This is a genomic window from Clostridium sp. AF34-13, from assembly GCF_003477845.1.
Classification (GTDB): Bacteria; Bacillota; Clostridia; order Lachnospirales; family Lachnospiraceae; genus Butyribacter; species Butyribacter intestini.
Genome location: NZ_QUEB01000001.1, coordinates 261,186 through 276,577 on the forward strand (window position 1 = coordinate 261,186; position 15,392 = coordinate 276,577).

A 15,392-nucleotide genomic window follows, 5' to 3' on the forward strand; every position below is an offset into this window, starting at 1 on the left:
TATGTACTCACGGTATCTTCTAAAAAAATACAGACGAAAGGATTCGGTCAGAAGATTCCCAAAGTACATTCGATTTTTAATAATCTCTACAAATTATATTCTAAAAAAGAACTAAAAGCAACAAGCATATAGCCATATAATTTGCATAAGATATACATGAAAAAATTGTTTTTTTATCAAAGAGGGGGTAATTTGTATTATTTACAGAAAAATCATGATGTTTTTTGAGATAATGTTATGTGTGTTCACCTTGTTCCTTGTGACTATGTTATGCGGTTGTGAAAGAACAGAGCAAAAGGATAAAGTGGTAGATGTAATTGCAAAAGATAATGGAAAAAATATTCAAAACACTAAAAAAACAGCATATCTTACTTTTGATGACGGGCCGAGCTGCCTTACTGAAAAATATCTTGATATTTTAGAGAGTGAGGGGGTAAAGGCAACATTTTTTGTCATAGGACAGCAGATAAACGGAGAGGAGCAGACGATAAAAAGAGAAATATCGCAAGGGCATGAAATCGGAGTGCATACTTATTGTCATGAGGCAGACCGGATATATTGTAATTGTGATACATATTATAAGGATGTTATTAAAGTAAAAAATATATTAAAAAAACAGTTTGGTTATGATGCCGGTCTTGTGAGATTTCCGTGGGGAAGTGCCAATACATATATAAGCAGCTACAGGGACAATATCATACAGAGATTTAAAAATATCGGTCTTGAGTATGCAGACTGGAATGTAAGTGCCGAGGATTCAGTTGGAAATCCAACGCAGACCTCGATAATGCAGAATATAAGAAAGGATTATGTCAGATACGACGAACCGGTAATATTGATGCACGATTCCGGTGCAAACAAGATGACATTATCAGTTTTAAATAACATTATACTCGAATTAAAAGAAAAAGGATATGGTTTTGATGTGCTCTCCAAAAGAAGTAAGTGCTGCCACTTTTATGAGAACTAATACTCAGAAAAGATATTGATTTGCCAATGGCAATGTGATAAGATTTTATATGTGTGTAAAAAAATATATAAAATGGTATATTAAAATTACATATAAAGATACTGTATGACAATTAAAGCAGACAGCGGAGGAAAAGATAGATGAAATATTTTGGAACAGACGGCTTTCGTGGGGAAGCAAATGTAAATTTGAATGTTGTTCATGCATATAAAGTCGGAAGATTTCTCGGATGGTATTACGGCAGAGAGCACAAGGCTCGTATAATAATAGGAAAAGATACAAGAAGATCAAGTTATATGTTTGAGGATGCACTTTCTTCCGGACTTACGGCAAGTGGTGCTGATGTATATCTTCTTCATGTCACACCTACACCGAGTGTTTCGTATGTAGTAAGAACGGAGGACTTTGACTGTGGAATCATGATTTCAGCAAGTCACAATCCTTACTATGATAACGGACTTAAGGTCATTAACGGAAAAGGACATAAACTTGAGGCTGAGATTGAAGAAAAGATCGAGGCATACATTGACAGTCCGGAAGATACGCTTCCTATGGCTACAAGGGAAAAAATCGGATGTACGGTTGATTATGCGATAGGAAGACACAGATATATAGGTTATCTTATGTCGCTTGCGACAAGGTCTTTTAAAAATGTCAGGGTAGGGCTTGACTGTGCGAATGGTTCTTCTTACTCAGTTGCAAAGGGTGTTTTTGATGCCCTCGGTGCAAAGACATATGCCATCGGTATGGAGCCAAATGGTATCAATATAAATGACGGATGCGGTTCGACACATATTGAAAATCTTCAGAAATTTGTTAAGGAAAATAATCTTGATGTTGGATTTGCATATGACGGAGATGCTGACAGATGTCTTGCAGTTGATGATAAGGGTGAGGTTATAGATGGAGATGCTATTCTTTATCTCTGCGGATGCTATCTGAAAGAAAAAGGTGAATTAAATAATAATACGATTGTTACAACTGTTATGTCAAACCTCGGACTTTATAAAGCTCTTGAAAGAGCAGACATCGCATATGAGCAGACAGCAGTTGGAGATAAATATGTCAATGCGAACATGATGGAGAACGGTCATTCTCTCGGTGGAGAGCAGTCGGGTCACATCATTTTCAGCAAATATGCTGTTACTGGTGACGGAGTTCTCACATCGCTTATGCTTATGGAGGTAATGCTTGAGAAAAAAGCAAAACTTTCAGAACTTAGAAAAGATTTAAAGGTTTATCCACAGCTTCTTAAAAATGTTCGTGTTGCTGATAAGCCTGCAGCAAGAGAGGATAAAGATGTTCAGGCAGCAGTAAAGAAAGTTGCGGATGAACTTGGAGATGAGGGCAGGATACTTCTAAGGGAAAGCGGCACTGAGCCTGTTATAAGAGTTATGGTTGAAGCTTCCAGTGATGAGCTTTGCAAAAAGTATGTTGATGAGGTAGTTGATGTTTTGTATGCCAAAGGACATGGTATCTTAGGAGGAAGCAGATAACAGTTATATCATATTGATAATAAATATTAAAAATATGTTTATCAGCATAAAAAACAATAAAAAGTATAAGAAACAGCTTGATTTTATCAGGGTATTCATGATATATTATACAAATGGTGATTTACGGGAGATTTCCCGGCAATGTTAAGGAGGAAATATTAAAATGAGTGTACAGGTAGAAAAGTTAGAAAAGAATATGGCTAAACTTACAATTGAAGTTTCAAGCGAAGAGTTTGAAAACGCAATTGCTAAGGCATACAAGAAAAATAAAAATAAAATCTCTATGCCAGGCTTCCGTAAAGGAAAAGCTCCTCGTGCTATGATTGAGAAGATGTATGGCAAGGGAATATTTTATGAAGATGCAGCCAATTCAATTATTCCTGATGCTTATGCTGACGCAGCTAAAGAGAGCGAACTTGAGATCGTTGCACAGCCTGAAATCGATGTAACACAGATTGAAAGTGGAAAACCATTTATTTTCACGGCAACAGTTGCACTTAAGCCGGAAGTTACTCTCGGCGAATATAAAGGGATTGAAGTAGAAAAGAAAGAAGTTGAAGTTACAGACGAAGAAGTAGAAGCTGAGATAAACAAAGTAAGAGAATCAAATGCAAGAATGCTCGACATCGATGACAGAGCAACACAGGATGGAGATACAGTTCTTATTGACTTTGACGGATATGTAGACGGAAAACAGTTTGAAGGTGGAAAAGCTGATGATTATTCGTTGGTACTTGGCTCACATTCATTCATTGACAACTTCGAGGAACAGCTTGTCGGAAAGAACATTGGTGATGATGTAGAAGTAAATGTTACATTCCCTGAGAATTATCAGGCAGAAGAACTCCAGGGCAAGCCGGCAGTATTCAAGGTTAAGATTAAGGAGATTAAGGTTAAGGAACTTCCTGAACTTGATGATGATTTTGCACAGGATGTATCAAACTTCGATACTATTGCAGAATATAAAGAAGACTTAAAGAAGAAACTTACAGAGAACAAAGAAGAAGCTCTTAAGAGAGAAAGAGAAGAAGTTGTTATCGGGAAGATAATCGAAAATGCACAGATGGATATTCCTGAGCAGATGGTTGATGCACAGACACGTCAGATGACACAGGAGTTTGCACAGAGACTTTCTTCACAGGGACTTTCAATCGACCAGTATATGCAGTTTACAGGTCTTACACCTCAGAAGATGCTCGAAGAGCTTAAGCCACAGGCACTTAAGCGTATCCAGAGCCGCCTTGTTCTTGAAGCAGTAGTTGCAGCAGAGAACATCGAGACAACTGAGGAAGAACTTGATAAAGAGATTGAGAATATGGCTTCAATGTATCAGATGGAAGTCGATAAATTAAAAGAAGTTATTGGCGAAGAAGAGAAAAAGCAGATCGGTCTTGATCTTGCCGTACAGAAAGCAGTTGAAATAGTAACAGAAGCTGCAGTTGAGAAATAATTATTAGCTTACGTCAGCCGAATTTAGAACAGATGGTGTATAATTTATATACACATCTGTTCATACGGTTGGCGTTTTGCACTATTATGCCGTTTGAAAAACAGGCACATATATAAAGGGGGAACGATAATGAGTTACAGCATACCTTATGTAATTGAAAAAACAAGTGGTGGAGAGCGTTCGTATGATATTTATTCAAGATTATTGCAGGAGAGGATTATTTTTCTCTCAAATGAAGTAAATGATGATATTGCAAGTCTTGTTGTATCACAGCTTCTTTTCCTTGAATCACAGGATTCAACAAAGGACATACATCTTTATATAAACAGTCCGGGTGGTTCGGTTAGTGCAGGATTTGCGATCTATGATACTATGAACTATGTGAAATGTGATGTCTCTACTATATGTATGGGTCTTGCCGCAAGTATGGGAGCATTTCTGCTTGCAGGCGGTGCGAAAGGAAAGAGATTTGCACTTCCTAATGCGGAGGTAATGATACATCAGCCGTCAGGCGGAGCAAGAGGTCAGGAGACAGAGATACGAATTGTAGCAGAACAGATACTTAAGACAAGAGAAAGATTAAATCAGATACTCGCTGAAAATACAGGCAAACCACTTGATGTTATCGCAGCAGATACGGAGAGAGATAACTATATGACAGCTCTTGAAGCTAAAGAATATGGTCTTATTGACGAAATAGTAACAAACAGAAAATAGAAAATGTTCAGGGGAGGTCGAAATGGCAAATAAAAAAGACGATTCAAAGTTAAAGTGTTCTTTTTGTGGGAAAACCCAGAATCAGGTTCGTAAACTTATAGCCGGTCCAAATGTATATATCTGTGACCAGTGTATAGAACTATGCTCAGAGATTCTGGATGAGGAACTCGAAATGGAGAACGATGAATATTTCGACGATAGTGATATAAATTTGCTCAAGCCAAAGGAAATCAAGAGTTTCCTTGATGAGTATGTTGTAGGACAGGATGATGCAAAAAAAGTATTGTCCGTTGCAGTGTATAATCACTACAAGAGAGTGCTTTCAGGAAAAGATATGGATGTTGAGCTGCAGAAAAGTAACATTATGATGGTAGGACCTACCGGTTCCGGAAAAACATTTCTGGCTCAGACACTTGCGAAGATACTTAATGTTCCATTTGCGATTGCAGATGCAACGGCACTTACCGAAGCAGGATATGTCGGCGAAGATGTTGAGAATATACTTTTAAAGATTATTCAGGCGGCAGATTATGACATGGAGCGTGCCGAGCATGGAATTATTTATATAGATGAGATAGACAAGATTACAAGAAAAGGCGAAAATGTATCTATTACAAGAGATGTGTCAGGTGAAGGCGTTCAGCAGGCACTTCTTAAGATACTTGAGGGAACTGTTGCGAGTGTTCCACCACAGGGAGGAAGAAAGCATCCGCATCAGGAATTCTACCAGCTTGATACGACAAACATATTGTTTATATGCGGTGGTGCATTTGACGGTCTTGAAAAGATAATAGGTACAAGAATAGGACAGAAGTCCATTGGATTTAATGCAGAAATCGCAAATGAAAAAGATGATAATATCGGAGATCTTTTCAGACAGGTTCTTCCGGAAGATTTTGTAAAGTTTGGAATTATTCCGGAGCTTATCGGTCGTCTTCCGATAAATGTGGCACTTGATCTTCTTGAAGAGGAAGCACTTGAGAAAATTCTTGTTGAGCCAAAGAATGCCATCACAAAACAGTACAAAAAGCTTCTTGAACTTGACGGGGTGAAATTAAGATTTGACGATGAAGCAATAAAGGCAGTGGCAAAACTTTCGTTTGAGAGAAAGACGGGAGCCAGAGGACTTCGTGCCATTATGGAAGATGTTATGACAGATGTTATGTATGAAATTCCATCAGAGGATGACATAAAAGAATGTGTTATAACGAAAGAGGCTGTTTTAGATGGAGAGTCACCAAAACTCATTATGGAAGATAATGAGACAAAGCTTCTTACATCCGGTGAAGATGGAAAAAGTGCATAGATTTTGTGAAAATCTGAGATAAATAACGCAACAGTTCAGTGATTTATTTTTCACCTGTTACCAATGAAAGTAACAGTTCAGCCTTCCATTTATTACATTCGTAAACCTGCCAGCAAACTGTCAGTCGCTGCTATGCAGCTTATGTTTACTTCATATAATAAATGAAAGGCTATTCTACCATAAAAATATAATCAGCAATACAATGAGCAAGCTCAGATATTACCGATTATATTTTTATGGCTGAACTGTTTCAAATGAAAAATTAAAATTCAGAGGGATTACTTGTTAATCCCTCTTTTATATTATATAATGTATGATAAGTGTGTTTGCAGGATGGAGGAATTAACGTGGAACAAAACATAGATAACAATGAAATTTATTCAAATAATAATATTGGAAATATAAATGAATATAAGAATGTGCCTGTCGTGGCTCTGAGGGATGTTGTGGTATTTCCCGGAACGACAGTGTATTTTGAAGTTGGCAGGGAAGCTACGGTAAAAGCTGTAAATGAAGCTATGCATGGCAAACAGTATATTTTTGCGGTTGCACAGAAAGACCCAAAGGTAGAGCATCCTAAGCAGAATGATCTATTTGAAATTGGAACACTGGCACAGGTTAAACAGCTTGTGACAATGCCCGGAAATGTAGTTAGAGTCATAATTGTTGGACAGGAGAAGATGAAACTTGGCAGCCTTGTGCTTGAAGACGGATATTACAAGGCAGACCTTGAAAAAGTAGAGGAGAGCAGACAGATAAGTTATGATATAGAGACGATCGCACTTATAAGAGGTCTTAAAGATTTGTTTTCTGTGTATGTAAACGAGCGTGGCAGGATAAATAAAAATGTTGTTGATGAGATAATGGACTGCACGGATCTTGACAGTCTTATAAATCAGATTGCGACAGGTATGCAGGTAAATTATCAGTTTAAACAGAAAATCCTTGCGGAAACGGATATTTATCAGAGACATGAAAATATATCAGTTATCTTAAGCAGAGAGATAGGGATACTTCGCATACAGGATGATGTCGCAAAAAGAGTAAAGTCACAGGTCGAGGAAAACCAGAAAGAATATTATCTTCACGAACAGATAAAGGCGATACATAAAGAACTTGGAGATGATGATTCAGAGACGGATGCAGACAGATACGGCGAGAAGTTAAGTAAGTTAAAAGCTTCTAAGAAAGTCAAAAAGAAGATTGCTGAAGAGATAAAGAGATTTAAGCTTACTAACTCGAATTCTTCTGAAAGTGCAGTTATCAGAGGATATATAGAGACACTTCTCTCTATACCGTGGAAGAAGATGAGTGAAGACAATACTGATATAGTAAATGCAGAAAAAGTATTAAATGAGGATCACTACGGACTTAAAGATGTGAAAGAAAAGGTTATAGAATGCCTTGCCGTAAAAGCAATAAAGAAAGATGGTTACAGTCCGATAATCTGTCTTGTAGGACCGCCCGGAACAGGAAAAACTTCCATTGCCAAATCTATTGCGAGGGCAATGAACCGCAAATATATAAGAATATGTCTTGGAGGAGTCAGAGATGAAGCTGAGATAAGGGGACACAGACGGACTTATGTAGGTGCGATGCCGGGCAGGATAATCGCAGGTATAAGAAGTGCAAAAGTAAAAAATCCATTGATATTGTTTGATGAGATTGATAAGATGGGTGCTGACTATAAAGGTGATCCATCATCGGCACTTCTCGAAGTTTTAGACCCTGAGCAGAACAGGCATTTTTCGGATCATTATGTTGAACTTCCGGTAGATCTCTCACAGGCAATGTTTATATGCACCGCAAATTCGCTTGATACAATACCAAGACCACTTCTTGATCGTATGGAAATAATAGAGTTGTCGGGATATACGGAAAATGAAAAATTTCACATTGCCAAAAATTATCTTGTGGATAAACAAAGAATTGCCAACGGTTTGACAAAAGAACAGTTTAATATATCTGACAAAGGCATTTATACCATCATAGAAAATTATACAAGGGAAGCCGGAGTGAGAGGTCTTGAGAGAAAGATAGGTACTCTATGCAGGAAAGCTGCTGTGGAGGCGGCAAAAGACCAGACGGCAAAAGTAAGGATTTCTAACAGAAATATCAAAAAATTTCTTGGAAATTATAAATATACTCTTGATCTTGTTTCAGACAGTTCACAGGTAGGTATAGTAAGAGGTCTTGCATGGACTTCTGTCGGAGGTGACACTCTTGAGATAGAAGTAAACATTATGCATGGAAAGGGAGCTTTGCAGCTTACCGGAAAACTCGGAGATGTCATGCAGGAGTCGGCAAAGATAGCATTGTCATATGTAAAATCACAGGTGGCAGATATACTCGAAGATGATTTCTTTGGAAAACATGACATACATCTTCATGTTCCGGAGGGGGCTGTTCCAAAGGATGGTCCTTCGGCTGGTATCACTATGGCTACGGCGATATATTCGGCGTGCACAGGTAAAAAAGTGCGTGCGGATGCGGCGATGACCGGAGAACTTACACTTCGTGGCAGAGTTCTTCCTATAGGCGGTCTTAAGGAAAAGATACTTGCAGCTAAAGCGGCTGGGGTGAAAATGGTAATTGTACCTGAGAAGAACAGGAAAGATGTTGAGGAATTTGACGGTGAGGTTACTGATAATATTGACATAAGATTTGTCACAAATGCACCTGAAGTTTGGAAACTTGTATTAGAAAGTTAAGGAGTAATATGAAGATAAAGAGTGTTAATTTAGAGACTGTATGTGGTATAACAAGTGTGCTGCCTGAAAATGACAATGTAGAGATAGCATTTGCCGGCAGGTCAAATGTCGGAAAAAGTTCGCTTATAAATGCTTTGATGAACAGAAAGGCATATGCGAGGACATCATCGCAGCCCGGAAAAACACAGACGATAAATTTTTACAATATCAATGAAGCTTTGTATTTTGTGGATCTGCCGGGTTATGGTTTTGCTAAAGTGTCAAAAGATACAGTGGCAAAATGGGGAAAGATGATAGACAATTATCTTGAAAATTCAAAAGTGTTGAGACTTGTATTTCTTTTGGTTGATATAAGACATAAGCCAAATGCCAATGACATACAGATGTATGACTGGTGCATAGAGTATGGCTTTAATCCTATTATCATTGCCACAAAGGAAGATAAGGTCAAAAGGTCACAGAAGGCAAAACTTATAAAAGAGATAAAACAGACACTTAATGTTGTCGATGGAACTCCGGTCATTCCATTTTCATCATTGACCAAAAGCGGGAGAGATGAGATAATGGAATACATTGATATGGTTTATGAAGGTTTTAATGCCGAAGAAAAACAGCAGCATAAATAACCATAGAATAATGGTATTATGCAGCATGAATGAACAATGAGTCAGGAGGGAAAATTTTGAGTAACAGAAGATATGGTAAGGTACTGTTAGGTATGTTTTTGGTTGGAATAATGATGTGTTTTTTCTATAAGGATGCATCGGCATTTGGAAATCTTTTAAAGAGCAGCGAGACAAGCGTGTATGCGGGGACGATAGTAAATCTGAGGGATTTTGTTGACGATACATATATATTTGACAATTATGGAGAAAACTATAGCAGGGAAGAAGATAAACAGTTACTTTCATATCAGTTTAACATTGCCAATAGAGATGAGGAATGTGCAGCATTAGACAGTGACGGAAATCTCACAACGAAGAAGCCCGGAACTGTTATCGTTGATATAAAGTTTTCATACAAAAATAATCTTTCTATTGTTCCGTTTACGGTTAATATAATGGAGCCTGAAAAACTGAATGTAAGTTACGGAAATACCTCATCAATAGAGGCTGCATCAATCTATGACAAGGATAATTATACATTTATCTCAGATAAAGACAGCGTATCTGTAAATGATACAGGTGATGTGACGGTACAGGGATTTAAGAGTTCTACTATTTATGCTAAAGGAAGAAAAGGTGAAAAGATAGCAGTTGCAGATATATCTGTAAATACACCGAGTTCAGTTGAGGATGTAGTTGTAAGAGCTGTAGGAACAGAACCATATACACCGGAGATAAATGACTATACGAGTTTATCGAATGATGTACCTGTAAAGTGGCTTTCGGATGATGAAAATGTAGTGAAGGTTACGGATGGACAGCTTGAGGCAGAAGGAATAGGCAATACAAATGTAAGTGCCGTCATAACAGCTAAAAACGGAGATGTAGAAAAAGTGGAAGTTCCGGTTACGGTTACAAATCCTATTATGGCTAAAAGTAAAATGGTAGTCGCAGTAGGTGGAAAAAAGGCGCTGGCACTTAACGGAACTTGTGCGAACAGTGCAGTAAAATGGAAAAAATCATCTTCTAAAAAAGTATCATTTACTGATGATGGAAAGATTTTTGCAACAAAAAAAGGAAGTGATAAGATAACTTTTTCGGTTGACGGAAAAGAGATAAGCTGTAATGTCGAAGTTACGAATCCTTCATTAAAATACAATAATCTGATAACTTATAAAGGCGGCAGCAGAAAGATTGCCATAAATGGTACGGTAGACGACAGCAGCATGAGTTTTACAAGTAAAAATGCATCGATGGCGGCAGTGACTGCAACCGGTGTCATTAAAGCTAAAAAAACAGGTCATGTTAAAGTGGTTGCCAAGGTAGATGGAAAAAAGATAACAGCAAATGTGGAGATAGCATCTGCAAAAGCATATAATGCAGCTAAAAAAGAAATTGCGATTTCAAAGACAAAGACAAGATACAGTCAGGCAAGAAGAATGTCAGCACATTACTATGACTGCAGTTCTATTGTATGGAGAACATATAAGAGATATGGTGTAAACTTTGGGGTAAATTCATCGTGGGCACCTACGGCGGCAAATATGGGATACTGGTGTCAGAAAAACAATAAAGTTATATATAGAACAGGAGTATCATCATCAAAATTATTGCCGGGAGACATAATATTCTATTCATACCAGAGAAACGGAAGATATAAGAACATAAGCCATGTTGAGATGTATGTTGGAAATGGAAAGAGTGTTTCTGCCAGCAGTTCGCATAATAAGGTTATTCATTATGCATATAAAAACAGATCTGTAGTAATGATTGCAAGACCGACGAAATAGTGGTACACTATATCATAAAATGTATTGTGATGTACGGCAAATTGTAACGATTGTAACATGATATCATGTTACAATCTGTTTGCACTATGACATAAATTTACATATACATTACTATTATATATTTTATGAAAAGTTGGAGGATTAAAATGAAAATAGTTGTTTTAGCAGGTGGGATTAGTACCGAGAGAGATGTTTCCCTGATTTCGGGAGCGGGTATCTTAAAGGCTTTGAGGCAGAGAGGTCATCAGGCAATCCTTCTTGATGTGTTTCTCGGATATAAAAAAAGAGGCGATGATGTAAGCAATATTTTTGAAAAGTCAGATGAGATGGATGACCATGTTACTGATATACAGGCGGTAGACCCTGATATTGAGTCAGTTAAAAAGCTGAGATATGATGACGAAAAGGGACTGTTTGGACCTAATGTTATCGAGATATGCCGTCAGGCTGATATTGTCTATATGGGGCTTCATGGTGCAGATGGCGAGAACGGAAAGGTTCAGGCTGCATTTGATATTCTTGGAATAAGATATACTGGTTCTGACTATCTTGGAAGTGCACTTGCTATGGATAAAGGAATGGCAAAGAAAGTATTTTTACAGAGTGGCATTCCAACACCAAACGGTTTCAGTATGAAAAAATCTCAAGTGATAAAACTTCCTGATGAGATTGGTTATCCTTGTATTGTAAAGCCATGCTGTGGAGGTTCAAGTGTCGGCATGAGCATTGCAAAAAATGAGGACGAATATAATAAGGCATTGGAACTTGCATTTAAATATGAAGCTGAGGTAGTAGTCGAGGAATACATAAAGGGAAGAGAGTTTTCCGTTGGTGTTATTGGAGGAAAGAGTCTTCCTATTATTGAGATAATTCCAAAGTCAGGTGTTTATGACTATGAGACAAAATACCAGCCGGGAATGGCAGAGGATGTTTGTCCTGCTCCGCTCTCAGATGAGATAACGGACAAAATGCAGACATATGCCATTGATGTGTATAGAGAACTTAAGCTTGGTTCTTATGCGAGAATAGATTTTCTTCTTGATGCAGATGACAATATGTATTGTCTTGAGGCAAATACACTTCCGGGAATGACAGCGACAAGTCTTTTACCACAGGAAGCAAAAGTTCTTGGAATAGAGTACGGAGTTTTGTGTGAGCAGGTTATCGCACAGGCACTTGCCACATATAATGGTGAGACAGAAGAACTTCCGGCACCAGGTACGAACAGTCATTATGGAAAAGACGATTTGAAGTCACTGTGATCTGAACTGTTAGAAGGGAATTTTAGTTATAATGAAAAATCTTACATTAAAAAAAATATCCGAAATCTGCAATGGAAAACTTTATGCAGATAAAAGCATAGAAAATATAGAAATATCTTCGATTACTACTGACAGCAGAAAAGTTGAAAAGGATTGTATGTTTGTTGCAATAAAAGGTGAGAGAGTTGACGGCAATAAATTTATAAACGGGGCATATGAGGACGGTGCCATTGTTTGTCTGTCTGAGGATGAACCTGATAAAAACAGTATAAACATTTCAGAAAAAAACGGATATATAGTAGTTAAGTCATGTTTTCAGGCATTGAAAGATATAGCGGAGTATTACCGTGAGGTAATGAACACAAAGATAGTTGGCATCACGGGAAGCGTGGGGAAGACTTCAACAAAAGAGATGCTTGCGGCAGTTATGTCCGAGAAATTTAATACTTTAAAGACACAGGGCAACTTTAATAACGAAGTAGGCGTGCCGCTTACATTGTTCAGACTCAGGGAAGAACATGAGCTTGCCATCGTTGAGATGGGTATAAGTGACTTTGGAGAAATGTCAAGGCTTGGAAAGATTGTAAAGCCTGATATGTGTGTTATCACAAATATAGGTCAGTGCCATCTTGAAAATCTGGGTGACAGGGACGGAGTGCTTAAGGCAAAGACGGAGATTTTTAATTATCTCAAAGAGGGCGGAAAGGCATTTCTTAACGGTGATGATGATAAACTTGCCACTGTTAAAGAGGTAAACGGTTTAGAGCCTGTTTTCTTTGGATTTGACAAAAAGAATGACATATATGCAGAGAAAGTGGAATCAAAAGGTCTTGCAGGAACAGTATTTACAGCAGTTACACCGAAAGGAAAAATGAGACTTCGTGTAAATGTTCCGGGACACCACATGGTATCAAATGCTCTTGCGGCAGTTGCCATAGGTCTTGAATTGGGACTTGATGAAAAGCAGATAGCGGCAGGAGTGGCTGCATTTAAGCCGGTATCAGGTCATAGCAGTATCGTGGAGACAGACAGATTTACGATAATGGATGACTGTTATAATGCAAATCCTGTATCAACAAAAGCGGGACTTGATGTGCTTGCAGAGGCAGAGGAGCGAAAAGTTGCAATACTCGGCGATATGTTTGAACTAGGAAGTGATGAGAGAAAACTTCACTATGAGGTTGGTGAGTATGCCGCAGATAAAGGTATTGACTGTATTGTATGTGCGGGAGAACTCGCAAAAGAATACTATGACGGTGCAAAGGCAGCAGGAAAAACAGATGGTTTGTATTATTTTGCCACAAGGGATGAAGCCGTTGACCGATTAAAGAACATAGTAAGAGAAAATGATGCGATACTTGTAAAAGCATCACACGGAATGAAATTTGAAAAGATAGTTGAAGTTTTAAAACAGATGTGATAGAATAGTCTGCGTTAAAGCTGTTATGCTTAACATAAATATATTATTATATTTATATGATATTATTAAAGTTTAAAGGCTGTGAATGTGTAAAGTAGTCATATATCATTCATCCAGAGAGAAGATGTCCCCGGCTGAAAGCATCTTTATGTTACGGTTTATGATGAATTTCCCACAGGAGCTTCACTGTTGAATTTTATTTTTACTTGTTTCGCAATATGTGTGAAAAGTAATATTTTAGTAGACAGTGACGGGGTTAGCGACCGTTATCCGCAAATTAAGAGTTTATGTATATATTTTTAGCATTGTTCATGCACAGACATGAAAATGATAATATATCACATGAAAATCAGGGTGGTACCGCGGTACTTAAGATAAGTAAGAGCCGTCCCTGACTGTAGTGCAGTCCGGGAGGTACCTTTATATATAATATTAGACTTTCCGTATTGTTTTTACGGAAAGTCTTTTTGTTATGAAAGAAATGTTCTGTGAGAGGAACAGCAATCAAAAAATTTAAAAAAAGTTCCGTAAGGCTCGCACATTTATGTGTTTATATGAAAATAAAGAAAGGAAAAAAGAAATGAAAGACAAGCTTAAAAAAATTCTTGATGAAGCAATGGCACAGATTGATTCATCAGACCGTCTTGACAGACTTAATGAGATTAAAGTATCGTTTTTAGGAAAAAAAGGAGAGCTTACATCAGTATTAAAAGCGATGAAAGATGTTGCTCCTGAGGACAGACCAAAGGTAGGTCAGCTTGTAAATGAAGCAAGAAAGACTATCGAAGAAAGATTAGATGAAAAAAGAGAGATATTTGAAAAAGCTATTTTAGATGAAAAACTCAAGAGTGAGACGATAGATGTCACACTTCCGGGCAAAAAACTCGCAATGGGACACAGTCATCCCAATACGATAACACTTGAAGAAGTTGAAGATATATTTGTTGGAATGGGTTATGAAGTTGTTGAGGGACCGGAGGTTGAGTATGATTACTATAATTTTGAGGCACTCAATATCCCTGACAACCACCCTGCAAAAGATGAACAGGATACATTCTATATTACAAAGGATATACTTCTTCGTTCGCAGACATCTTCAGTTCAGGTACATGAGATGGAAAAAGGAAAGCTTCCTATAAGAATGATAGCACCGGGCAGAGTTTTCCGTTCAGATGAGGTGGATGCCACACATTCTCCTACATTCCATCAGATAGAGGGTCTTGTTATCGACAAGAATATCACATTTGCAGACCTTAAAGGAACGCTTCAGGAATTTGCAAAGAGACTTTTCGGAGAGGACACAAAGGTTAAGTTCCGTCCTCATCATTTCCAGTTCACGGAGCCTAGTGCTGAGATGGATGTTACCTGTTTTAAGTGTGGCGGAAAAGGATGCCGTTTCTGCAAGGGTTCAGGCTGGGTAGAAATTCTTGGATGTGGTATGGTTCATCCTCATGTACTTGAGATGAGCGGAATCGACCCTGAGGAATACACAGGATTTGCGTTCGGTGTAGGTCTTGAGAGAATCACATTGTTCAAGTATGAGATTGATGACATGAGACTCTTATATGAAAATGACACGCGTTTCCTTAAGCAGTTTTAAAATATGATGCTTTGTAAAAATAAAGCTAATAAGAAATATATTGACGATTTTGTGATTTTTATATT

11 protein-coding genes and 1 other annotated feature are annotated in these 15,392 nt (G+C 37.8%); all 11 genes read left to right on the top strand.

The window, feature by feature from the left end; genetic code table 11:
- Window positions 1-304 precede the first annotated feature (304 nt).
- The 11 genes from DWZ63_RS01030 (at window position 305) to pheS (ending at window position 15,327) form a co-directional block, all read left to right on the top strand.
- Window positions 305-970 carry a polysaccharide deacetylase family protein gene (locus DWZ63_RS01030; protein ID WP_182431405.1) on the top strand — a complete coding sequence of 222 codons (666 nt, stop codon included), beginning with the start codon at window positions 305-307 and terminating at the stop codon, window positions 968-970.
- Window positions 971-1,110: 140 nt separating this feature from the next.
- Window positions 1,111-2,466: a phosphoglucosamine mutase gene (gene glmM, locus DWZ63_RS01035; protein ID WP_118498292.1), complete on the top strand. Its 1,356-nt coding sequence runs from the start codon at window positions 1,111-1,113 to the stop codon at window positions 2,464-2,466.
- 163 nt (window positions 2,467-2,629) lie between these two features.
- Entirely contained in the window at window positions 2,630-3,916 is a 1,287-nt protein-coding gene (gene tig / locus DWZ63_RS01040) for a trigger factor (RefSeq protein ID WP_118498294.1), read from the top strand.
- Between the two features lie 129 nt (window positions 3,917-4,045).
- The gene (gene clpP / locus DWZ63_RS01045) at window positions 4,046-4,633 is read left to right on the top strand and encodes an ATP-dependent Clp endopeptidase proteolytic subunit ClpP (RefSeq protein WP_022014935.1); all 588 of its coding nucleotides are present in this window, start codon (window positions 4,046-4,048) and stop codon (window positions 4,631-4,633) included.
- 22 nt (window positions 4,634-4,655) lie between these two features.
- Window positions 4,656-5,939 carry an ATP-dependent Clp protease ATP-binding subunit ClpX gene (gene clpX / locus DWZ63_RS01050; protein WP_055943604.1) on the top strand — a complete coding sequence of 428 codons (1,284 nt, stop codon included), beginning with the start codon at window positions 4,656-4,658 and terminating at the stop codon, window positions 5,937-5,939.
- A 347-nt stretch (window positions 5,940-6,286) separates the two neighbouring features.
- Window positions 6,287-8,650, top strand: coding sequence for an endopeptidase La (gene lon, locus DWZ63_RS01055; RefSeq protein ID WP_347474801.1), 2,364 nt, complete (start codon window positions 6,287-6,289; stop codon window positions 8,648-8,650).
- Between the two features lie 8 nt (window positions 8,651-8,658).
- Window positions 8,659-9,276: a ribosome biogenesis GTP-binding protein YihA/YsxC gene (gene yihA / locus DWZ63_RS01060; RefSeq protein WP_118498296.1), complete on the top strand. Its 618-nt coding sequence runs from the start codon at window positions 8,659-8,661 to the stop codon at window positions 9,274-9,276.
- Window positions 9,277-9,332: 56 nt separating this feature from the next.
- A complete protein-coding gene (locus DWZ63_RS01065; RefSeq protein ID WP_182431406.1) occupies window positions 9,333-11,045 on the top strand; it encodes an NlpC/P60 family protein in 1,713 nt (570 codons plus the stop codon).
- A 146-nt stretch (window positions 11,046-11,191) separates the two neighbouring features.
- Window positions 11,192-12,307: a D-alanine--D-alanine ligase gene (locus DWZ63_RS01070; protein ID WP_118498300.1), complete on the top strand. Its 1,116-nt coding sequence runs from the start codon at window positions 11,192-11,194 to the stop codon at window positions 12,305-12,307.
- 31 nt (window positions 12,308-12,338) lie between these two features.
- Window positions 12,339-13,727 carry a UDP-N-acetylmuramoyl-tripeptide--D-alanyl-D-alanine ligase gene (murF, locus tag DWZ63_RS01075; RefSeq protein WP_118498302.1) on the top strand — a complete coding sequence of 463 codons (1,389 nt, stop codon included), beginning with the start codon at window positions 12,339-12,341 and terminating at the stop codon, window positions 13,725-13,727.
- Between the two features lie 72 nt (window positions 13,728-13,799).
- Window positions 13,800-14,123 (top strand) — a binding site (T-box leader).
- A gap of 184 nt (window positions 14,124-14,307) precedes the next feature.
- Window positions 14,308-15,327, top strand: a complete 1,020-nt coding sequence (gene pheS / locus DWZ63_RS01080) for a phenylalanine--tRNA ligase subunit alpha (protein WP_022014943.1) — start codon at window positions 14,308-14,310, stop codon at window positions 15,325-15,327.
- Window positions 15,328-15,392 lie beyond the last annotated feature (65 nt).

Bases quoted from the DNA above. Each gene is read 5' to 3' on its own strand.
- glmM (WP_118498292.1), top strand. From the start codon at position 1,111: ATGAAATATTTTGGAACAGACGGCTTTCGTGGGGAAGCAAATGTAAAT.
- tig (WP_118498294.1), top strand. From the start codon at position 2,630: ATGAGTGTACAGGTAGAAAAGTTAGAAAAGAATATGGCTAAACTTACA.
- clpP (WP_022014935.1), top strand. From the start codon at position 4,046: ATGAGTTACAGCATACCTTATGTAATTGAAAAAACAAGTGGTGGAGAG.
- clpX (WP_055943604.1), top strand. From the start codon at position 4,656: ATGGCAAATAAAAAAGACGATTCAAAGTTAAAGTGTTCTTTTTGTGGG.
- yihA (WP_118498296.1), top strand. From the start codon at position 8,659: ATGAAGATAAAGAGTGTTAATTTAGAGACTGTATGTGGTATAACAAGT.
- DWZ63_RS01070 (WP_118498300.1), top strand. From the start codon at position 11,192: ATGAAAATAGTTGTTTTAGCAGGTGGGATTAGTACCGAGAGAGATGTT.
- murF (WP_118498302.1), top strand. From the start codon at position 12,339: ATGAAAAATCTTACATTAAAAAAAATATCCGAAATCTGCAATGGAAAA.
- pheS (WP_022014943.1), top strand. From the start codon at position 14,308: ATGAAAGACAAGCTTAAAAAAATTCTTGATGAAGCAATGGCACAGATT.